The sequence below is a fragment of the Acinetobacter sp. 22512 genome, assembly GCF_052044755.1.
Taxonomy (GTDB): domain Bacteria; phylum Pseudomonadota; class Gammaproteobacteria; order Pseudomonadales; family Moraxellaceae; genus Acinetobacter; species Acinetobacter pittii.
The window spans coordinates 185,668-205,602 of sequence record NZ_JBQENP010000005.1; the positions used below are offsets into that span (position 1 = coordinate 185,668).

Genomic DNA, 19,935 nt, shown 5'->3' on the forward strand with positions numbered 1-19,935 from the left:
AGCTTGATCCTTTTGAAGGAGCCATAGAGGCCATCGAAAGGTTCTTCACTCGAGTATATAAATGGATACCAACAACCTTCCTATTGCTTATATTTTTCAGCAGCAACAACTTTTGGTTGATGCGAATTTTAATCTACCTTGCCTTGAACAGCAGGAATATGATTTACCTATACAAGCAGACCCTCTAGTAATAGCAAGAGATTTCCAAGAAAGCGAACTTATACCAAATGGATATCAGTTCATACCCATTCGCCAACTCTTACAGTATTGGACTAAATCTCAGTTTGAGCAGGCAAGTCGCGCTTTTCAGTTGCTAGAGTGGCGCCGTAATCATCAGTTTTGTAGTCGTTGCGGACATAAAACCCAGCAGCATAAGACTGAATATTCAATGACTTGTCTAGCATGTAATTTTAATCAATATCCTAGGGTCAATCCTTGTGTAATTACCATTATTACGCGTGGTGAAGACGAGATTTTGCTGGCTAAAAATGCTAGAAATACGAGCCAGATGTACAGTTTAATTGCTGGCTTTGTCGAGGTAGGGGAAACACTAGAAGATGCTGTTCGACGTGAAACATTAGAAGAAGTTGGATTACACATTAAGAATATTCAGTATTTGGCGAGTCAACCATGGCCATTTCCGAGTAACTTAATGTTGGCTTTTAAAGCTGAATATGAAGCGGACGAAATTGAAATTCAGGAGAAAGAACTTAGCGATGCTCAGTTTTTCAAATTTAATCAATTACCTGAAATTCCATTTAAGGGCAGTATTGCTCATGCAATGATTATGCACGTTATTCATGGCACACCTGTCGCTGATGATACGAAGCAGTGGCTTTAAACTGAGATTCAGATATGGCTTTAATCTTATAGTTTTAAATAAAAAAGCCATTGTCTAGACAATGGCTTTTTAGATTTATTTATTCTTCAGGATTCTCAATGGAATCTAGTTTTTTAGGATTTAAATAGTCAAAAAGTACGAGCATTGCCGTAATCCAAATAGGGATCATCATTACTGACTCTTTGAAGCCTTGAGTCCACATAATATAGAGAACCACAGCAATAAAGACTAAAACTAAGTAATTACTAAAAGGTGACCATAACGCTGGAAAAGAAGTCTTAATATTCGCGTGCTTAACAAAGCGTTTATACTTCAAATGTGTAATTGATATCATTGCCCAGTTTAGAACAAGTGCACCAACTACAACATACATGAGATGTCCAAGAGCATCTTCAGGTACAAAGTAATTTAAAAGAACGCAACCAAAGATTAATAAAGCAGAAAGTAAAACAGCGGGAATAGGAACCCCCTGTTTATTGGTTTTTGCAAAAACTTTTGGTGCATTCCCTTGTTGAGCAAGACTGTAGAGCATACGGCTATTTGCAAACATCCCACTGTTATAAACAGATAGAGCAGCAGTTAAAATAATAAAGTTAAGTAAGTGTGCAGCCCAACCAATACCCATTTGGCTAAAAATCATAACAAATGGACTTTTGTCGAGACCGCCAAGATCTAATTGGTTCCATGGCACTAATGAAAGTAAAATTGCCAATGAACCGATATAGAAAATCAAGATACGGAAAACGACTTGGTTAATTGCTTTTGGAATCGTTTTTTTCGGATCTTTTGCTTCTGCTGCGGCCATACCAATCAGTTCAATACCACCAAAGGCGAACATCAAGAAAGCCAACATATAGAAGAGGCCGCTAAAGCCATTTGGAAAAAATCCACCATGAGACCAAAGGTTACTAAATGAAATATTTGAGCCTACATCTGCTGTAAATAGCAAATAGAGTCCAAAAACAATCATAGAGATGACCGCAGCAACTTTAATAATAGCGAGCCAGAATTCGGACTCACCATAAAATTTGACGTTTGTTAGGTTAATTGCCGTAATCACGACAAAGAAAAATAAGACAGACGTCCACGCTGGAATATGAGGCCACCAATAATTAATATATTTGGCCACTGCGGTGAGTTCGCTCATCGCAACCAGAACGTAGAGTATCCAATAATTCCATCCGGTTAAAAATCCGGGAAATTTCCCCCAGTATTTATACGCAAAATGGCTGAACGATCCTGCAACAGGTTCTTCAACAATCATTTCTCCCAGGTGGCGCATAATTAAAAAAGCAATTAAGCCACCAATGGCATATCCTAAAATAATGGATGGTCCCGCAGATTGAATCACTTGCGCCGAGCCTAAAAATAATCCGGTACCAATTGCTCCACCCATAGCAATTAATTGGATATGTCGATTTTTTAGTCCTCGTTGAAGTGTAGAAGATTCGTTGGTCAAAGGTCTTCACTCACTATGAATAAGTAAATTATTCTAATAGATGGAGTTATTTTAGCCTAGACTACAAATTAATAAGCAGTGACTGAAAAGTAATTGTAAAAACTATTTAAAATCATAATCTTGCTTTTAATATTTCTATTTCGAGTGAAAAGTACTCTAAAAAATATAATTTCAGATAGACTTTTTTTCTTAGATTTTGCTTAGATTAAGTCATTGCAAGAGCATTGTTAAATTCACAAAATATGCTCGCGTCAATACGATTGATGTATAAAGCAGATCGCTATCTCTTGGCCTTAAAACAATTTAAGATGAAGAGAAGGGTAAACAAGAATGCTTGTTTTGATATAGAAGAACATAATTAGTAAGGATAACAGTTGATATGAGCTCAGTACCGCAAATTAAAATTCCAGCAACTTATATACGTGGTGGAACGAGTAAAGGTGTCTTTTTTAAACTTGATGATTTGCCGGAAAGAGCTCAAGTTGCGGGTCAAGCAAGAGATCAGCTGTTACTACGAGTCATTGGTAGTCCAGATCCTTATGGAAAACAAATTGATGGGATGGGAGGAGCCACTTCGAGTACCAGCAAAACTGTTATTCTCGCTAAAAGTTCTCAGCCAGATCATGATGTCGATTATTTATTTGGTCAGGTTTCAATTGATCAAGCTTTTGTAGATTGGAGTGGTAACTGCGGTAATTTGACTGCTGCTGTTGGTTCTTTTGCGATTTCAAATGGTTTGGTTGGTGCAGATCGTATTCCAGAAAATGGCCTATGCATGGTTCGAATCTGGCAAAAAAATATTCAAAAAACGATTATTGCGCATGTGCCTATTACCAATGGACAAGTTCAAGAAACTGGCGACTTTGAACTTGATGGGGTGACGTTTCCTGCCGCTGAGGTTCAAATTGAGTTTTTAGACCCAGCCGATGACGGTGAAGACGGCGGCGATATGTTCCCGACAGGAAATATCGTTGATGAATTAGATGTTCCTGATATTGGCCGTTTCCAAGCGACATTCATTAATGCAGGTATTCCAACTATTTTCTTAAATGCAGAAGATTTGGGTTACCAAGGTACAGAATTACAAGATCATATTAATAGTGATGCAGCAGCACTAGCACGTTTTGAAAAAATTCGTGCCTATGGCGCAGTACAGATGGGTTTAATTAAAGATATTTCAGAAGCGGCTGCGCGTCAGCACACACCAAAAATTGCTTTTGTTTCTAAACCTAAAAACTATATCGCTTCAAGTGGTAAGTCAGTTTCAGAAAGTGATGTCGATTTACTGGTTCGTGCTTTGTCGATGGGTAAACTTCACCATGCCATGATGGGAACAGCAGCGGTAGCGATTGGTACGGCAGCTGCTATTCCCGGCACATTGGTAAATTTAGCAGCTGGCGGTGGTGAACGTGAAGCAGTACGCTTTGGTCATCCATCTGGGACATTACGTGTTGGTGCTCAAGCTGAACTTACAAATGGCCAGTGGGTTGTTAAAAAGGCAATTATGAGCCGTAGTGCGCGTGTGTTAATGGAAGGTTGGGTACGCGTTCCAGGTGACAGTTTCTAAAAGTCACTTAAAAATGAAAAAAGCCTCTCCATTTTGTAGAGGCTTTTTTACATGGGCCTTCGAAAACTCATCACGCACTTTTCATAGTGAATCGTGTATGATGTAGCGCATGAATGCTTCATGACATTCAATAAAATTTCTCTACTGATTTTATCGAGGCGACTGTGTCATCACTCTCTCAAGTTAATGCGGATGTTTTAAAACAAGCTCAACAACGTATTCAACAAGATTTATTGACGACACTGGCCGCATTTTCAATTCCAGAACCTTTAAAAAGTGCAGTACACCATGCAGTCATGCTTGGTGGAAAACGTGTGCGTCCAGCTTTATGTTATGCCACGGCTTCTTTACAGCCAAATCCGAATTTTGCTGCGGCTCGCCGTGCTGCGGTTGCAGTTGAACTTATTCATTGTTACTCACTAGCACACGATGATTTGCCTTGCATGGATAATGATTTACTGCGTCGTGGTCAGCCGACTTGCCATGTTGCGTTTGGTGAAGATACTGCTTTGCTTGCAGGCGACATTTTACAATCAATGGCTTTTGAGGTTTTAGGGAGCCGTTTGTTCGATGAACAAGGCCAGGGTACCGATGCCGCGATTGTATTAAAACAAATGCAGATTTTAGCAACTGCTAGCTCCAAAATGGTCTCTGGACAGGTTTTAGATTTGCAAGCTGAAGGCAAGCAAATTACTCAAGACGAACTTGAAAATATTCATCGCAATAAAACCGGTGCGCTCATTCAGGCGGCCATTATGATGGGTGCAGTGACTATCTTCTCTGGAACAGATCAAGCAATTCCAAAGTTGCGTCAATATGGGCAAACGATAGGTTTGGCTTTTCAAGTATTAGACGATATTCTTGATATTACTTCGAGTACTGAAACCTTGGGTAAAACTGCAGGTAAGGATGAACAAGTACAAAAATCGACGTACCCAGCCTTAATGGGGCTCGAACAAGCAAAGTCGTATGCTAAAGAATTGCATGATCAAGCTTTTGAAGCCTTAGCTCATTTTGGTGACGATGCAAAAGAATTAGTAGATATCTCACAATTTCTTTTAGCACGTACCAATTAATAATATTAAATCAATATTCGTGCTTCTATTCATATTCAATGAATAAGGGAGAAAAGAATGAATGGTGAACAACTCCATCAAAAAGCAATTGAAATCGCTCGCAATCTTCCTTTTAGCCAACAGGATCATCCATTTGGGCCCGAATATGAAGTTTTTAAAATTTTAGAAAAAATATTCATGCTGACCGCAGAAGTAGCTGATGTCAAAATAGTTAATGTCAAATGTGATCCCTATAAAAGTCAGGAATATCAGGAGCTCTATTCATTTATTATTCCGGGCTATCACATGAATAAAAAGCACTGGATTTCGATTACACCGCATAAGAACTTAACAACCGATTTACTTCAAGATTTAATTCGCGACTCTTATGATTTGGTTGTAAAAAAACTCCCTTTGAAAGATCAGAAAAGATTAAAAAACCAATAATATAAAAGATAAAAAACGGCGACATAGTGGTCGCCGTTTTGACTTCAATTACGTATTCAAAGTAACTAAATTAATTATGTTTTCCCATAATTCCGCGAATTGTATTTAAAACATCGGCTGGTAAAACCACAGTTTTAGCATTGCTTGATTTCGCCATATCTTGCATCGCTTTGACATACTGTTCACCTAATAGGTAGGCAACTGGCGTTTCTTTATCACCCACTGCACTTGTCACCATCTCAATGGCTTTTTGTGAAGCTTCAGCCAAAACAACTTGTGCTTCTGCATCACGGCGAGATGCTTCTAAGCGACCATCAGCTTCTAAAATTGCAGCTTGTTTTTCACCATCAGCTCTCGTTACTGTAGCACGGCGTTGACGTTCTGCCGCAGCTTGAGCTTCCATGGCAGCTTGCATGGTAGAAGAGGGTTGAATGTCTTGAATTTCAACAGTTTTTAAAGTGATCCCCCAATCTGAAATATCATCGGAAATCGCAGCTTTGAGCTTCGCTTTAATATGATCTCGTGAAGACAAAGCATCATCTAGATCCATTTCACCGACAATAGAACGTAACGAAGTTTGTACAAGGTTTTGAATAGCCCATGTATAGTTTTCAATACCATAAACCGCTTTTTCTGGTGTGGTTAAATTAATATATGCCACAGCATTCATGAGTAATACAGCATTGTCACGCGTAATCACTTCTTGAGATGGGATATCTAACACAATATCTTTAGTGGTAACTTTATAAGCCACTTCATCAACATAGGGAATCACGAAATTAAGCCCGGGATTAAGGGTAGAATGATATTTCCCTAAACGTTGAACAATCCACTTATAACCCTGAGGAACAATACGAACCCCTTTAAAAATGGTGACAGCCACAAAAGCCAAAAAGGCTAAAACAATAATAGTACCGACTGGCATGAAAATACCCTCTCTTTATCTTTAATGTTTATGAAGTACCATGGGACTGGACAATTAAGTCATTACCCGAAATATCAATAACTCTCACACGATCACCGACTTTGACTGGTGTGGTGCTTCGGCAGTTCCACTCATCCGCCCCTAAAATGGGCATTGGAAAACGAACGATAATTTGGTCATGGTCAAGACCAGTTTGAATCACCATACCAATTTGACCAATAGTCGCTTCACGGGGTAATCCCGCTTTAGTTTTATCAATTGATAATGGTTTAATAAATTTGAACCAAAGAATGGTGCATAGCACTGACAGAACTATCCACAATACAATTTGCGTTGTGAGGCTAATATCTGGAAATAACCAGTAGAGAAAGCACACCATAATGGCGGCAATACCAAACCAAAGCGCGGCAAAGGCGGGTAGAATCAGTTCAGAAAGAATAAGTAAGATACCCAATACAAACCAGTGCCAAGGTTGTATAACAAACTCCATAGATCTGCTCTTTTATATATCTTTATGATGGGTAAAAGTGACTCAATATCACTTTTACCACTGTAGCAGATGATAGGGAGTGTGGATAGAAAAAAACCACCTCAATTAGAATTTAGGGCGTGGTGCAGGCTTAAACGCAGCTGGAGATTTTTTGAAGTTTGCAATTGCAGTTTCAACTTGGCGTATTTGCGCTTGAGCTGCTTTTTCGCCTTCCAAAATTGCTTGATTACTTGATTTGAGATCAAGAGTACCTAGATGACCAACTTTAGGTTGAATGACAACATTGGCCTGCTTGAGCTCTTCATTAATACTTTGTTGACCCATGATATTAATGGTTTGATCCAGTAGTCCCCACATATTGGCTGGGCGATTTCCTGCTGGACGCGCGGAAATATCAACAGCAATCACAATATCTGCACCCATGTCACGAGCTGTTTTAACAGGAATTGGGCTAACCAATCCACCATCGACATATTTCTGCTTGCCAATTGTCGCTGGTACAAACACATTTGGAATACTACAAGATGCACGTACTGCTTGGCCTGCATTACCTTTAATGAAGTCAGCTTTTTGACCATTATCAAGGCGTGTTGCCACGGCAGCAAAACGGATTGGAAACTTCTCAATCGGTTTATTGCCTACATTACGGTTAACGTAGTCCTGTAACTTTTGTCCAAGAATAATACCCTGACGATTAAGTGTTAAATCGCGGATATCTGACTCTTGTAACTTTAGAGCCAGACTTTGCAATTGATAAGGCGTTTGTCCACTTGCGTAGATACTTCCAACAAAGCTACCGGCACTGGTACCCGTGACAATTTTAGGTTTAATTCCGTGAGACTCTAAAACCTTAATTACACCAATATGTGAAAATCCTTTTGCTCCACCGCCACCTAAAGCAAGTGCAATCACAGGTTCACGGGCTTTCATTGAGGTTGTCGGTGTTGGTGTTTTGCTAAATTTATCACAGCCAAATAGTGCTAGAGAGATAAATCCAATACTGGCAAATTGAGCAATTTTCATCTTTAAAAATAATCTACGTCGAGATAAATTAAGAGGGCTCATGAGACCAGATTTGCTCAATTTTTGCTAGGTTTTTTTCACTAGATTTTGTAAAGGTTCAGCAAGCCAATTACGATTTTTAGGTGATATTTTTCCTTCATAACGCTCAAAAATCTTGGCGAGATCTTCGTCGTAGTTGCCACTTGGGTTTAGGTGACCTAAGCAGTGAATCGTCTTGTGATCATAATCAAAAGAAAACATCACAATGGGAATATTGGCTTTTGCTGCGATATGGTAAAAACCACTTTTCATTTTTTTTGCTTTTTTACGTGTGCCTTCGGGCGCCATTCCAATCCAGATCTTGTCATATTTTTGAATGGTTGCAACGACTTGCTCAGTAAGTCCATTGGCTGTGTCACGTTTAACTGGAATGACCCCAGCCCAATCTAAAGCTCGTTTAAACGGTGGTTTAAAAAGGGCATCTTTACCTAGGACCGTAATTTGAATACCTAATCCAAAAATTGCAAGAAAGCCATACCATCCATCAATATTGGAAGTATGGGGGGAAATAATCGCCACTGCTTTTGGCAAATTAGGAACTTCACCTTCAATTGTCCAACCTTGCGCTAAAAAAAGTTTTTTAAATAGCGCTCGGCTTAAAGCAGTACCGCGTTGAGGTACTAAATCAGGTAAATTAGGGAAATGTTGATCCATATTTTTTTAAATTTTAACTTGTCCTAGTTTTATCTTAATCTTTTGAAATATATGCTTCATTGGCAAAATGTAAGAACAACATGACATTTGATGTTATTCCTCATTAAACAAATAAAAAGTAGGTTTCTATGTTGCGGCAGCAAAATCTTTATCTTCTGCTATTTTCTTTATATTGGGCACAAGGACTGCCTGTTGGGTTTATGACTCATGCTTTACCTGTGATTTTAAGGGCAGAAGGAGTTTCACTCGCCCACATTGGTGGCTTTGGCTTATTAATGTTGCCGTGGTCAATCAAGATTTTTTGGGCGCCATGGGTCGACCGACACGCACTTTCCCGTTTAGGACATTATCGTAGTTGGATTCTACCTACTCAGTTTTTGACGGTAGCTGTACTGTGTATTTTATCTTTTTTCCCCGTTCAAGCTTTAGATCAACCTATTTATTTATTAGCCTTTTTTATTTCACTACTTTTTATGAACTTAACTGGAGCAACACAAGACATTGCTACCGATGCTTTAGCAGTCAACTTGTTAAAACATGATCAGCAGCATTGGGGCAATACATTTCAGGTCATTGGTTCACGCTTAGGTTTTATTGTTGGGGGAGGTGCCGTACTTTGGTGCTTAGACTGGTTAACATGGCAACCCACTTTTTTGCTATTAGCAACCATAGTATTTTTAAATACTTTACCTATTTGGTTATTTAAAGAGCCTCAACATACTTCTCATGCGAGTCGCGAACTCAAACTTAATCAGCAAAATTTAGTCCTAAAAATTAAAGCTTACCTAAGATATTTCTCTCAAAATAAAGAACTCCGTTCTTGGTTGGTGGTACTGATCACTTTTAAAGTAGCAGACGGCTTAGCTGGACCATTACTTAAACCTTTAATGGTTGATATGGGGTTAAGTTTTACTCAAATTGGTGTTTACATCACGATGCTCGGTGCATTAGCAGCACTCGCTGGGGCGGCAATAGCAGGAGGCGTGCTTAAATACTTTTCAAGACCAGCAGCATTAATTGGCTTTTCAATTTTTAAAATTATGAGTGTAGGAGCCTATGCTTATTTAGCCTATGCCTATGAACAAAAAATTCAGTTGAATGTCTGGGTTATATATACAGTCAATGCTTTAGAAGATGCATTCTCGGCAATGCTATTGGTAGCTATGTTGACTCTAGTCATGCATTACAGTCGAAAAGAATATGCGGGGACAGATTTTACCTTTCAGGTTTCAGTTATGGCGACTGTTAGCGGTCTTCTTTATAGTTTTAGCGGTGTGATTGGAGATTTACTCGGTTATTTCCATTATTTGATAGCTATTGTCATTATTGCAGTGATCAGTTTACTGCCTATTTTCCTCTGGAAACATGAGAAACTACAGGAAAAATAATGTTAACTAAATGAAATAAAGAACTTTAATATTGCTCAAGCAGTGATCTAAGCTTTATCTACTACCTTTGTCTATGTTTTTAAAAATGTATATTTTTAGCTATTTAAATGCTCAATTAATTGTGCCATCTTGTGTGGGTAGCAAATGGAAGCTAAATGGAGAAAAAATGGATTTGGATAACAAGAAAAATCATGTGAATCAATCAAAATGGGCAGAAAAATGTTCAATTAGATTGGTTATTAGCCTAAAGTCTAAAAAAGAATAATGAAATAACGATTTAATCATTCTATAAGATAAGAGAGTTGTGTAGGATTCGTTACAACATGAAGTTAAGGTAAAAATCTGTAAATCAAAGTATGTTTTTTATGTCTTTGTTTATCGGTTTTAGTCTTGCACAACGTTGAAATTGGTTTTGGTTGCGGTAATAAAATTAATGTAACCAATGTGGAGGAGAGTTGATTTTTTAGCCCCTAGTTTAATGGCGTAAATCAACTTGGCATGGATAGGCAACATAAAATATATTTTTAGGAGTTTTTGATGGATCTATTCCTTAATCGTAAATCTTTCGTTATTAAAAGTTTAGCTCTTACAGTTACAGCTTTAATGATGAGTGGGGCACATGCTGCGACTTCCGACAAAGCGGAAATTCAACAGCTTCGTAAAGAAGTTGAAGCGTTAAAAGCTTTAATTCAAGAACAACGTCAAGTTCAGCAACAACAACAGCAAGTACAGCAACAACAGCAAGTACAGTTAGCTGAAGTTAAGGCACAACCTCAAGCTGCTGCACCAGCTTCTCCATTAGCATCATTAAAATCTAAAACTGGTGCTGATGTGAATCTATATGGTTTTGTTCGTGGCGATGCTAACTATATTATCGAAGGTGCGGATGGTGACTTCGCTGATGTAAGTAAGTCTAATGGTGAAGCAAAAGATAAATTGCGTGCTACTGCTAAAACGACTCGTCTAGGTTTAGATTTTACTGCTCCTGTAAGCAATGCCAAAGTTGGTGGTAAAATTGAGTTGGACTTTGCAAGTGGTGACAATAACAAATCTGAAAATGTACGTATTCGTCATGCTTACTTAACTTATAACAACTGGTTGTTTGGTCAAACTACATCTAACTTCTTGGCGAGCCACGCACCAGAAATGATCGACTTTTCGACGAACATTGGTGGTGGTACAACGCGTATTCCACAAGTACGTTATAACTATAAATTAGCTCCTGCGACTCAATTATTTGTTTCAGCTGAGGAAGGTAATAGTTCAGCAACAGGTGACTCAGTTAAATATAGATTACCTGTATTAACAGCTAAAATTACTCAAGGTTATGCTGGTGGTAATGGTAATGCTTCTGCTCGAGCTTTTGTTGAAAACTACAAATCAGGAAAGGGCGATGACCAGACTGGGTGGGGCGTTGCTGCAGGTACTGACTTTAAAGTAGCAGATCCTTTAAAACTCTTTGCTGATGCTTCTTATGTTGTAGGTAACAGTAACTACTTATATGGTAGTAATTCTGCTTATACTTTAGTTAATGATAATATTGAGCAAAATGAATTTGTAGCTGTACAAGTGGGTGGAACTTATAAGATTTTACCTAACCTACGTGCTACTTTAGCATACGGTGCTCAATTCGCTGATGATGGCACAGACTATGCTAAAGCATATACTGCGGGTAATGAAAAAGTTCAGCAAGCATGGCTCAACGTCATTTATACACCAGTTAAACCAATTGACTTAGGTATTGAATATGTTAATGGTAAACGCGAAACCTTTGCTGGTGATGATTACAAAGACAACCGTGTTGGTTTAATGGCTAAATACAGTTTCTAAAAACAATATTTAGTTAAAAGCTCAAAAGACGAGGTTAAATCTAACCTCGTCTTTTTTTATATAAATTAAAAGAATTAGCATGCTTTAAAGCTTCTGAATTAGATCATTTTTTATTTAAGTCATTTTTAAGTTTCAATTTCTACATTAGAGCATCATAAAAAGATTGTAGTCACCCAAGATGCTGAATTTTTTTTCTACTTTAAAACATAAGCAGATTTCGCTGTTTATGTTTAATTTGATTATAGCCATTTGGTTAGGGGCAATTCTAAATATTGGTTTTTATCACCAAGTGCACCTTTTAACTCCATATTTTGGAATAAAGGCTATTCTATTTTTAGCTGCTACAGTAGTTATTGTGGTTGCTGCTTATTATGCGCTTTTACAGATTTTAAACTGGAAATGGACCGCTAAAATTTTTGCAATTTTACTCATCGTGATTGGTGGTTTTAGCTCTTATTTCGTCAATACCTTAGGTGTAATTATCTCACCTGATCAGATTCAAAATATGATACAAACTGATGTCTCTGAAGTTTCTGATTTAATTTCATTACGTTTCGGGCTTTGGACAGTTTTCTTTGTTGTTTTGCCTATTATTCTAATTACTCAGGTAAAGCTTAAACAAGAAAAAGTATCTTACTTATTAATGAAAAAGCTTGGTTCGATTGTAGCCTCATGTGCAATCGTGGGTATTTTACTATTTGTTTATTATGTTGATTTTGCATCTATTTTTCGTGAGCATCGTGATTTGAAAGGTATGATCTCACCACAAAATAGCATTTCTTCCTTAATGTCTTATTACCATAAAATGGCGCCTAAGAAGAACTTGCCACTTATACATTATGGAGAAGATGCTCATCAAGTTCAGCAAGTACAAAGCAACTTGCCTAAATTAATGGTACTCGTTGTTGGTGAGACTGCCCGTGCAGAAAGTTTTGCATTAAATGGTTATTCGAAAAATACGAATCCGGAACTTTCTAAACAAGATATTTTGAATTTTTCCCAAGTCAGCTCATGTGGTACAGCAACTGCTGTGTCGGTTCCATGTATGTTCTCTGGAATGCCTCGCGTTGACTATGATGAACAACTAGCAAGCCATCGTGAAGGTCTATTGGACATTGCTAAACGTGCGGGTTACCAAGTAACTTGGATTGATAATAACTCTGGCTGTAAGGGTACTTGTGATCGTGTTGAACAGTACAAAATACCAGAAAAGTTAAAGCAAAAATGGTGTAAAGATGGCGAATGCTATGATGATATTTTAATTGATAGCTTAAATGAGTATTTAGCGACTATTCCTAAAGAAGACACTCGTCCGCGACTCATTGTTTTACACCAAGTCGGAAGTCATGGTCCAGCCTATTACAAGCGTGCACCTGCCCAATATCAACCGTTTAAACCGACTTGTGATACTAATGCGATACAGGGCTGTTCTCAAACAGAGTTATTAAATAGTTATGATGACACTATTGTATATACAGACCATGTGTTAAGTCAGATCATTAATAACCTAAAAGAATTATCGAAATATCAAACAGGTTTATGGTATTTATCTGATCATGGTGAATCGACGGGTGAACATGGTTTATATTTACATGGTTCACCATATGCAATTGCACCGACCCAACAAACGCATGTACCAATGATAATGTGGTTTTCTGATAGCTGGAAACAACACAACCTTGCACAAGTGAGTTGTTTAGGCCAACAAACTAAAGAAAAGTTAAGTCAGGATAATTTATTCCCAAGCTTACTGAGTTTGTTAGGTGTAAAAACTCAGGTCATCAACCCTCAACTGGATATGCTGCACTCTTGTGCCCATGTGAATTAGAGCGAGCCTAGAACATGACAAAAATCTTGATGATTGAAGATGATTTTATGATTGCAGAGTCAACAATAACGTTGCTGCAATATCATCAATTTGAAGTGGAGTGGGTCAATAATGGCTTAGACGGTCTGGCTCAGTTGGCTAAAAATAAATTCGATTTAATTCTTTTGGACTTAGGGCTACCTATGATGGATGGCATGCAGGTCTTAAAGCAAATTCGCCAAAGAGCAGCAACTCCCGTCTTAATTATTTCAGCGCGAGATCAGTTACAAAACCGTGTTGATGGCTTAAATCATGGTGCAGATGATTACTTGATCAAACCATACGAGTTTGATGAGTTACTTGCCCGTATTCATGCGCTATTACGCCGTAGTGGCGTAGAGGCTCAGCTTGCGAATCATGAGCAACTATTACAAAGTGGTGATCTGGTTTTAAATGTTGAGCAACATATTGCAACGTTTAAAGGACAGCGTATTGATTTGTCTAATCGTGAATGGGCAATTCTGATTCCTTTAATGAGTCACCCAAATAAAATCTTTTCTAAAGCAAATCTTGAAGATAAGTTATATGATTTCGATAGTGATGTGACCAGTAATACGATTGAAGTATATGTACATCACCTGAGAGCTAAACTCGGGAAAGACTTTATCCGAACGATTCGAGGATTGGGTTACCGTTTAGGGCAATCGTAACTTAATTTTGGAACTTCATAACAGTGCATTATTCATTAAAAAAACGACTGATTTGGGGCACCTCAATTTTCAGTGTCATCTTAGGTTGTATATTAATTTTTAGTGCGTATAAAGTTGCACTGCAAGAAGTTGATGAAATTTTAGATACGCAAATGCGTTATTTAGCTGAACGAACAGCTGAATATCCATTGAAAACGGTAAGCAGTGAGTTTGATTTTCATAAAACTTATCATGAAGAAGATCTATTTGTAGATATTTGGGCTTATAAAGATCAAGCCCATTTATCACACCATCTCCATTTATTGGTTCCACCTGTTGCACAAGCTGGCTTTTACTCACATAAAACCAGTAACGGCTTAATCCGTACCTATGTTTTACCGTTAAAGGATTACCAGATTCAGATTAGCCAGCAAGAAAAGGTTCGTGAGGCTTTTGCTTGGGAACTTGCAGGTAGCATGTTCATTCCATATTTGATTATCTTACCATTTGCGATTTTTGCTTTAGCTGCAATTATTCGTCGTGGGCTAAAGCCGATTGATGACTTTAAAAATGAACTGACCCATCGTGACTCAGAAGAGCTGACGCCTATTGAAGTTGTAGATTATCCTCAAGAATTGTTACCCACAATTGATGAAATGAATCGACTTTTCGAGCGCATTTCTAAGGCACAAAACGAGCAGAAACAGTTCATTGCAGATGCAGCCCATGAACTTCGAACCCCTGTGACTGCTTTAAATTTACAAACTAAAATTTTAATTAGTCAATTTCCTGAGCAGGAATCGCTGCAAAATTTGAGTAAAGGATTAGCGCGTATTCAGCACTTGGTGACACAGCTTTTAGCGCTGGCTAAGCAGGATGTATCTTTAAGTGTGATTGAACCGACGAGAGCTTTTCAGCTTAATGATGTCGCTTTAAATTGTGTTGAACAGCTTGTTAATCTGGCTATGCAAAAAGAAATCGACTTGGGCTTTGTTCGTAACGAGCCAATTGAAATGCATAGTGTTGAGCCAACTGTTCATTCAATTATTTTTAACTTAATTGATAATGCCATCAAATATACCCCTCATGAGGGGATGATTAATATTTCTGTTTTCACTGCTACAGATGGCGATGCGTGTATACAAATTGAAGATAGCGGCGCGGGGATCGACCCAGAACATTATGATAAAGTTCTAAAGCGTTTTTATCGTGTACATCATCATCTTGAAGTGGGGAGTGGTTTAGGTCTATCCATTGTTGACCGAGCAACTCAACGTTTAGGTGGGACTTTGACACTAGACAGAAGTTTAGAGCTTGGTGGACTTTCGGTTTTGGTTAAACTTCCAAAGATTTTACATGTTCACGAAACAAGAACTTGAGTTAGACAAGTTCTTGTTTGACTCGTTTTTCAAACTCAAAGCGGTGAATACAAACGGCATAAAATAAGATATTTACCGCCCAAATGACCCAACCTGTCCATAAATTATGACTTAGGAAATGTGCTCCACGCATCATTTGTGCACATCCCATCATAAAGCCTAATAAAATGCCTGAAATGAGATAAAAATAGGCACGTTTGGGTTGTTCAAGACGATAAACAAAATAACCTGTCATTAAAATAAAGCCAGCGCTTGCATGTCCACCCGGAAAGCAATGCCCATGTTTCGCAGTAAAGTCCCAAATATAGCCACCTAAGCTGTTAGGATGAATCATATTCCAAGGGCAGGCATGAGCAGATTGTGATTTTAAGAGACCAACCAGTGCGCTGCCAACCATGCTCACGAAAAACATATAACCATATTGCCAGCGATAAAGCTTTAATTTCTCAACTTTAAATGACGCAAGCCATAGACCGAAAAAAATGACATAAATGCCAGTAATGATCTGCTTTACAATCTCATGATTAAGTCTTTCCAGATACCAATTGTCTCGATTGAAAAAATGACCTGTTGAATCAATCCAAGGTTGGATGAGGTACATATCAATTTTCCCACCCACTGGAAAAACGATTAAAAGCAGCAAAAAACTGAGAAAAAGAAAGATGATATTAATTTGGAAAAATTGTTTTTGTTGATTCATACCATGCAACATCAATTAGATTGTGAGTAAAGGCATTACATAAAATAAAACTTAAATTGCTCTTAAACTATACTGAAGAAAGAGTTCAATCTTCTTTAAAAAATAAAAAAGCGACGAGAAGTATCGTCGCCTTGAGCACTTTAGAAAGTATTAAAACATACCCTCTTCAGAGTTCGCCGAAATTTTATGAATAGACAAATCTGCACCACGAAACTCGTCTTCTTGAGATAAGCGAATGCCAATGGTCGCTTTAAGAATGCCATAAACAATAAAGCCGCCAGCAAGTGCAATAGCGATCGCGAGCGCTGTTCCGATGAGTTGTGAGGCAAACGATACGCCGCCTAAACCACCAAGCCATTGTTGACCAAATAGGCCTACTGCAATACCACCAAATGCTCCGCATACGCCGTGTAAAGGCCAGACACCTAACACATCGTCAACTTTAAGTTTGTTTTGAGTATAGGTGAATAGATACACAAACATAGCCCCAGCTGCACCACCAATCACAAGTGCACTGATTGGATGGACAATGTCAGAGCCTGCACAGATTGCCACTAAACCAGCAAGAGGACCGTTGTGTAAGAAGCCTGGGTCATTTTTCCCAATCGCATTGGCTGTAATTGTACCGCCAACCATTGCCATGAGCGAGTTAATAGCAACTAACCCAGAAATAGCATCAACACGCTGCGCACTCATCACATTAAAGCCAAACCAGCCAACAATTAAAATCCATGAGCCAAGCGCTAAAAATGGAATAGAAGAAGGGGGATGAGCACTTACACGACCATCTTTCTTATAACGGCCAGAACGTGCACCCAATAAAATCACAGCAGCAAGTGCAATCCAACCGCCCATGGCATGAACTACGACTGAACCCGCAAAGTCGTGAAACGTTGCGCCAAAGGTTGTTTCTAACCACTTTTGCAGACCGTAGTTGCCATTCCAGACCATACCTTCGAAAAATGGATATACCAACGCAACTAAAGCGAGTGTGGCAATTGCTTGTGAACGCATTTTTGCACGTTCAGCAATACCACCAGAAATAATGGCAGGAATTGCCGCAGCAAAAGTGAGTAAAAAGAAGCAACGCATAAGGTTATAGCCATGATCACTTGATAAAACCGTACCATCATGGAAGAAGTGCTGGCCATAAGAGATGTAGTAGCCAACAAAGAAATATGCGATTGCAGAAAGGGCAAAGTCAGTCAGAATTTTACTAAGTGCGTTCACCTGATTTTTATGGCGAACCGTACCAAGTTCCAAGAATGCAAAACCTGCGTGCATGGCAAGAACCAAAACTGCACCAAGTAATAAGAAAAATAGATCTACATTTTGCATAGCATGCTCGAAAAAAGTGCTAAATTCCATTTTGGAACAAATCTGGGTCTGTAAATTGCACCAAAATAGATTTAAGGAATCTAAAAACCTAAGCTTGTCGAAACAAACTCAATTGCATAAAAGTGAATATGCAATAAGCGCACCAATTTGGATTAAATAAGGGTTTTTTGGCGATAAATGGTGCGTTGATTTGGTTAAAGAGGGGCAGTTTTGGCGCTTTTTACGTTATAAGTCATCTAATACGCTTATAAATTGTCCTGAAAGAGATCGTTATTAAATTTTTTAAAAATTATCTATATTCAATTAATGATCAGACCAAACCGATTGCGCGACTTCAATAAAAGCTTTCGCAGCGGGACTCATGTGCTTTTTATTTTTGACTGCGAGACCAATAGAACGTTTAAGGTTTGGTTTAAAAGGACGTTTAACCACGTTGGGATAAAGTGAGAGTAACTCTTTAGTGAGTACCATATCAGAGACAATCGAAATCCCTAATTGATTGTGAACCATGCTAACGATACTTAGAATTTGTGACACATAAAATTTGATGTCTGGTTTCACATTAAAGTTTTTTAAAATTAATTCGACCTGATGTCGACTGCCAGCCATCGTCATAATAAAAGGGCAATTTTCTAGCTGTGCTGGATCAATATAGAGCTGCTGCGCGAGCGGGTAACCACTCGGAATTAAGGCAACAAAACGATCTTCAATTAATGGAAATGTATCAAAACGCTCATCTGGCATAATCAAAAAACCAACCTCTATGCGCCGTTCCAATAACCACTGAGCAACTTCTTTATCTTCACCTTCATCGATATAAATTTCGATTTTAGGGTAGCGTTGCCGAAAGCTTTCTAAAATTTCAGGTAATAGATAAATGGATGATGAAGCTCCAAAAGACCCTATACGTAATGTTCCTTCATTTAAACCGTGGATGGCCGCCACTTCTTTTTCTAATGTATCGGAAATACTCAATAACTCTTTTACATGAGTAAGAAGCTGCTGACCTGTCGTGGTGAGTTCAATATCACTTTGGGTTCTTGAAATTAGGTTAATGCCCCATTGTTGTTCTAATGATTTAAGTGCATGGGAAACTGCCGACTGTGAAATGCCCAACTTTTCTGCTGTAGCAGTAAAGCTTTTTAGTTCAGCAATGAGTGCAAAAATTTCAAGCTGGGTAAATGTCATGTCGTATTTGTTATGAGTAAAAACTCATTTTATCATGAGTTTTCATTATCTTTAATATATGAGTAAGCCATGCTAGTTGCCAAACCAGCAAGTTCCAACAAAACTCGAGTAAAGAAATGAATAGTATTGTTTTATCTCTTTTTCCTTTAGTTGCATTAATTGCATCGGGATACTTATTTAAAAAATATCGTTTTTTTAGCGATGAGTTTTGGGCTGGGGCAGAGAAGCTAAATTACTATATTTTATTTCCAGCTTTGCTTTTTAGTACGCTATCGACCACAAAAATTGACTTACAAAGCTTAAGTACAGCCATTATTGCGATGGTGATTGTGGTTTTAGCTGTGACTATCTTTTTATACATACTCCGAATGTTTTGGCACATACCGCCTGCACGTTTTGGTGTGCATGTACAAAGTATGGTTCGCTTTAATACCTATATTGGTTTGGCTTTAGTCACTTCGCTTTTTAAAAGTGAAGGAATGGCAATACTGGCAATTTTATTGGCGCTTTGCATTCCACTTGTGAACATTATTTCGGTACTTGCATTAACTTCTAAAGAACACATGGCAATTAAACCTATTTTAATTGCACTTCTTAAAAATCCTTTAATTGCATCGTGTGTAGTAGGGGCAGCAGTCAATGCACTTCACATCCCGATTTGGGAAGGCTTTAGTCAGTTTATTAAGCTTTTTTCAGTGTCGAGTTTGCCATTAGGTTTGTTATGTGTTGGTGCAGCTTTACAGTTTATGCAAATTAAAAAAGATATTGTCGTGTTGGCGGCAGACACTTTTGCACGACTTTTAGCAGTGCCTGCTTTGGCTTACGCGGTCTGCATGTGGTTTGGTTTGCCAAGTTTGCAAACACAAATTTTAGTTATTTTCTTTGCACTACCGACTGCTTCCGCTTCCTACATTTTAACCAAAGTTTTGGGTGGCGATAGTCAGCTCATGGCAGCCGTGATTAGCTTTCAAACTCTATGTGCCGCAGTAACCTTGCCATTAGTGATTTGGTGGATTTCTTAAGATATAAATTTTAGATAAGTCGTATTTAAAGAATGCTTTGCTACCTTCCTCATCTGATTATTGCTACACTTTTTTCTTTTTCAGGTGGATGAGT

The 19,935-nt window shown here is 38.3% G+C and carries 19 protein-coding genes; 11 read left to right on the forward strand and 8 right to left on the reverse strand.

The genetic code is table 11. The annotated features are described in order from the left end of the window. Nucleotides 1-61 precede the first annotated feature (61 nt). Entirely contained in the window at nucleotides 62-841 is a 780-nt protein-coding gene (gene nudC, locus ACTJJG_RS07835) for an NAD(+) diphosphatase (protein WP_032056651.1), read from the forward strand. A 79-nt stretch (nucleotides 842-920) separates the two neighbouring features. Here the strand turns inward: nudC and ACTJJG_RS07840 are convergent, their stop codons facing one another. Next, nucleotides 921-2,300 (reverse strand): amino acid permease, encoded by a 1,380-nt coding sequence (locus tag ACTJJG_RS07840; protein WP_081318445.1) that lies wholly within the window; start codon nucleotides 2,298-2,300, stop codon nucleotides 921-923. Nucleotides 2,301-2,679: 379 nt separating this feature from the next. Here ACTJJG_RS07840 and prpF point away from each other — a divergent pair, with 379 nt between their 5' ends. From prpF to ACTJJG_RS07855, 3 genes are all read left to right on the forward strand, one after another. Beyond that, nucleotides 2,680-3,867 carry a 2-methylaconitate cis-trans isomerase PrpF gene (gene prpF / locus ACTJJG_RS07845; RefSeq protein WP_069119190.1) on the forward strand — a complete coding sequence of 396 codons (1,188 nt, stop codon included), beginning with the start codon at nucleotides 2,680-2,682 and terminating at the stop codon, nucleotides 3,865-3,867. 164 nt (nucleotides 3,868-4,031) lie between these two features. Further along, nucleotides 4,032-4,943, forward strand: coding sequence for a polyprenyl synthetase family protein (locus tag ACTJJG_RS07850; protein ID WP_014207519.1), 912 nt, complete (start codon nucleotides 4,032-4,034; stop codon nucleotides 4,941-4,943). Between the two features lie 57 nt (nucleotides 4,944-5,000). Further along, entirely contained in the window at nucleotides 5,001-5,369 is a 369-nt protein-coding gene (locus ACTJJG_RS07855) for an MmcQ/YjbR family DNA-binding protein (protein ID WP_032056649.1), read from the forward strand. A gap of 70 nt (nucleotides 5,370-5,439) precedes the next feature. On the opposite strand, the gene ACTJJG_RS07860 is transcribed toward ACTJJG_RS07855, so the two are convergent. The 4 genes from ACTJJG_RS07860 to ACTJJG_RS07875 all read right to left on the reverse strand — a co-directional run bounded on the left by ACTJJG_RS07860 (nucleotide 5,440) and on the right by ACTJJG_RS07875 (nucleotide 8,500). Further along, a complete protein-coding gene (locus ACTJJG_RS07860) occupies nucleotides 5,440-6,294 on the reverse strand; it encodes an SPFH domain-containing protein (protein ID WP_002116544.1) in 855 nt (284 codons plus the stop codon). Nucleotides 6,295-6,322: 28 nt separating this feature from the next. Further along, nucleotides 6,323-6,784, reverse strand: coding sequence for an NfeD family protein (locus ACTJJG_RS07865; RefSeq protein WP_016143172.1), 462 nt, complete (start codon nucleotides 6,782-6,784; stop codon nucleotides 6,323-6,325). Nucleotides 6,785-6,889: 105 nt separating this feature from the next. Beyond that, nucleotides 6,890-7,807 carry a patatin-like phospholipase family protein gene (locus ACTJJG_RS07870; RefSeq protein ID WP_014207516.1) on the reverse strand — a complete coding sequence of 306 codons (918 nt, stop codon included), beginning with the start codon at nucleotides 7,805-7,807 and terminating at the stop codon, nucleotides 6,890-6,892. 66 nt (nucleotides 7,808-7,873) lie between these two features. Further along, the gene (locus tag ACTJJG_RS07875; protein ID WP_032056647.1) at nucleotides 7,874-8,500 is read right to left on the reverse strand and encodes a lysophospholipid acyltransferase family protein; all 627 of its coding nucleotides are present in this window, start codon (nucleotides 8,498-8,500) and stop codon (nucleotides 7,874-7,876) included. Nucleotides 8,501-8,628: 128 nt separating this feature from the next. On the opposite strand from ACTJJG_RS07875, the gene ACTJJG_RS07880 reads away from it, so the two are divergent. The 6 genes from ACTJJG_RS07880 to ACTJJG_RS07905 all read left to right on the forward strand — a co-directional run bounded on the left by ACTJJG_RS07880 (nucleotide 8,629) and on the right by ACTJJG_RS07905 (nucleotide 15,593). Further along, complete coding sequence (locus ACTJJG_RS07880; protein ID WP_069119189.1) at nucleotides 8,629-9,888, forward strand: MFS transporter; 1,260 nt, start codon at nucleotides 8,629-8,631, stop codon at nucleotides 9,886-9,888. A 73-nt stretch (nucleotides 9,889-9,961) separates the two neighbouring features. Beyond that, nucleotides 9,962-10,153, forward strand: coding sequence for a hypothetical protein (locus ACTJJG_RS07885; RefSeq protein ID WP_014207513.1), 192 nt, complete (start codon nucleotides 9,962-9,964; stop codon nucleotides 10,151-10,153). A 272-nt stretch (nucleotides 10,154-10,425) separates the two neighbouring features. Continuing rightward, entirely contained in the window at nucleotides 10,426-11,718 is a 1,293-nt protein-coding gene (locus tag ACTJJG_RS07890) for a DcaP family trimeric outer membrane transporter (RefSeq protein WP_002116353.1), read from the forward strand. Nucleotides 11,719-11,896: 178 nt separating this feature from the next. Beyond that, complete coding sequence (locus ACTJJG_RS07895; protein WP_057077440.1) at nucleotides 11,897-13,546, forward strand: phosphoethanolamine transferase; 1,650 nt, start codon at nucleotides 11,897-11,899, stop codon at nucleotides 13,544-13,546. Nucleotides 13,547-13,560: 14 nt separating this feature from the next. Then, nucleotides 13,561-14,235: a DNA-binding response regulator PmrA gene (locus ACTJJG_RS07900; RefSeq protein ID WP_002116411.1), complete on the forward strand. Its 675-nt coding sequence runs from the start codon at nucleotides 13,561-13,563 to the stop codon at nucleotides 14,233-14,235. 23 nt (nucleotides 14,236-14,258) lie between these two features. Then, nucleotides 14,259-15,593 carry a two-component system sensor histidine kinase PmrB gene (locus ACTJJG_RS07905; protein WP_002116013.1) on the forward strand — a complete coding sequence of 445 codons (1,335 nt, stop codon included), beginning with the start codon at nucleotides 14,259-14,261 and terminating at the stop codon, nucleotides 15,591-15,593. Between the two features lies 1 nt (nucleotide 15,594). Here the strand turns inward: ACTJJG_RS07905 and ACTJJG_RS07910 are convergent, their stop codons facing one another. The 3 genes from ACTJJG_RS07910 to ACTJJG_RS07920 form a co-directional block, all read right to left on the reverse strand. Continuing rightward, nucleotides 15,595-16,305, reverse strand: coding sequence for a phosphatase PAP2 family protein (locus ACTJJG_RS07910; protein WP_080776804.1), 711 nt, complete (start codon nucleotides 16,303-16,305; stop codon nucleotides 15,595-15,597). 138 nt (nucleotides 16,306-16,443) lie between these two features. Further along, the gene (locus ACTJJG_RS07915) at nucleotides 16,444-17,631 is read right to left on the reverse strand and encodes an ammonium transporter (RefSeq protein WP_032056643.1); all 1,188 of its coding nucleotides are present in this window, start codon (nucleotides 17,629-17,631) and stop codon (nucleotides 16,444-16,446) included. A 303-nt stretch (nucleotides 17,632-17,934) separates the two neighbouring features. Then, nucleotides 17,935-18,819, reverse strand: coding sequence for a LysR family transcriptional regulator (locus ACTJJG_RS07920; protein ID WP_032056642.1), 885 nt, complete (start codon nucleotides 18,817-18,819; stop codon nucleotides 17,935-17,937). A gap of 116 nt (nucleotides 18,820-18,935) precedes the next feature. Between ACTJJG_RS07920 and ACTJJG_RS07925 the strand changes: the two genes are divergently transcribed. Continuing rightward, nucleotides 18,936-19,841, forward strand: coding sequence for an AEC family transporter (locus ACTJJG_RS07925; protein WP_032056641.1), 906 nt, complete (start codon nucleotides 18,936-18,938; stop codon nucleotides 19,839-19,841). Nucleotides 19,842-19,935 lie beyond the last annotated feature (94 nt).

Excerpts from the sequence above, each read along its gene's own strand:
- nudC (WP_032056651.1), top strand. The coding sequence starts at position 62 with ATGGATACCAACAACCTTCCTATTGCTTATATTTTTCAGCAGCAACAA.
- prpF (WP_069119190.1), top strand. The coding sequence starts at position 2,680 with ATGAGCTCAGTACCGCAAATTAAAATTCCAGCAACTTATATACGTGGT.
- ACTJJG_RS07855 (WP_032056649.1), top strand. The coding sequence starts at position 5,001 with ATGAATGGTGAACAACTCCATCAAAAAGCAATTGAAATCGCTCGCAAT.
- ACTJJG_RS07860 (WP_002116544.1), bottom strand. The coding sequence starts at position 6,294 with ATGCCAGTCGGTACTATTATTGTTTTAGCCTTTTTGGCTTTTGTGGCT.
- ACTJJG_RS07865 (WP_016143172.1), bottom strand. The coding sequence starts at position 6,784 with ATGGAGTTTGTTATACAACCTTGGCACTGGTTTGTATTGGGTATCTTA.
- ACTJJG_RS07870 (WP_014207516.1), bottom strand. The coding sequence starts at position 7,807 with ATGAAAATTGCTCAATTTGCCAGTATTGGATTTATCTCTCTAGCACTA.
- ACTJJG_RS07875 (WP_032056647.1), bottom strand. The coding sequence starts at position 8,500 with ATGGATCAACATTTCCCTAATTTACCTGATTTAGTACCTCAACGCGGT.
- ACTJJG_RS07880 (WP_069119189.1), top strand. The coding sequence starts at position 8,629 with ATGTTGCGGCAGCAAAATCTTTATCTTCTGCTATTTTCTTTATATTGG.
- ACTJJG_RS07885 (WP_014207513.1), top strand. The coding sequence starts at position 9,962 with ATGTTTTTAAAAATGTATATTTTTAGCTATTTAAATGCTCAATTAATT.
- ACTJJG_RS07890 (WP_002116353.1), top strand. The coding sequence starts at position 10,426 with ATGGATCTATTCCTTAATCGTAAATCTTTCGTTATTAAAAGTTTAGCT.
- ACTJJG_RS07895 (WP_057077440.1), top strand. The coding sequence starts at position 11,897 with ATGCTGAATTTTTTTTCTACTTTAAAACATAAGCAGATTTCGCTGTTT.
- ACTJJG_RS07900 (WP_002116411.1), top strand. The coding sequence starts at position 13,561 with ATGACAAAAATCTTGATGATTGAAGATGATTTTATGATTGCAGAGTCA.
- ACTJJG_RS07910 (WP_080776804.1), bottom strand. The coding sequence starts at position 16,305 with ATGTTGCATGGTATGAATCAACAAAAACAATTTTTCCAAATTAATATC.
- ACTJJG_RS07915 (WP_032056643.1), bottom strand. The coding sequence starts at position 17,631 with ATGCAAAATGTAGATCTATTTTTCTTATTACTTGGTGCAGTTTTGGTT.
- ACTJJG_RS07920 (WP_032056642.1), bottom strand. The coding sequence starts at position 18,819 with ATGACATTTACCCAGCTTGAAATTTTTGCACTCATTGCTGAACTAAAA.
- ACTJJG_RS07925 (WP_032056641.1), top strand. The coding sequence starts at position 18,936 with ATGAATAGTATTGTTTTATCTCTTTTTCCTTTAGTTGCATTAATTGCA.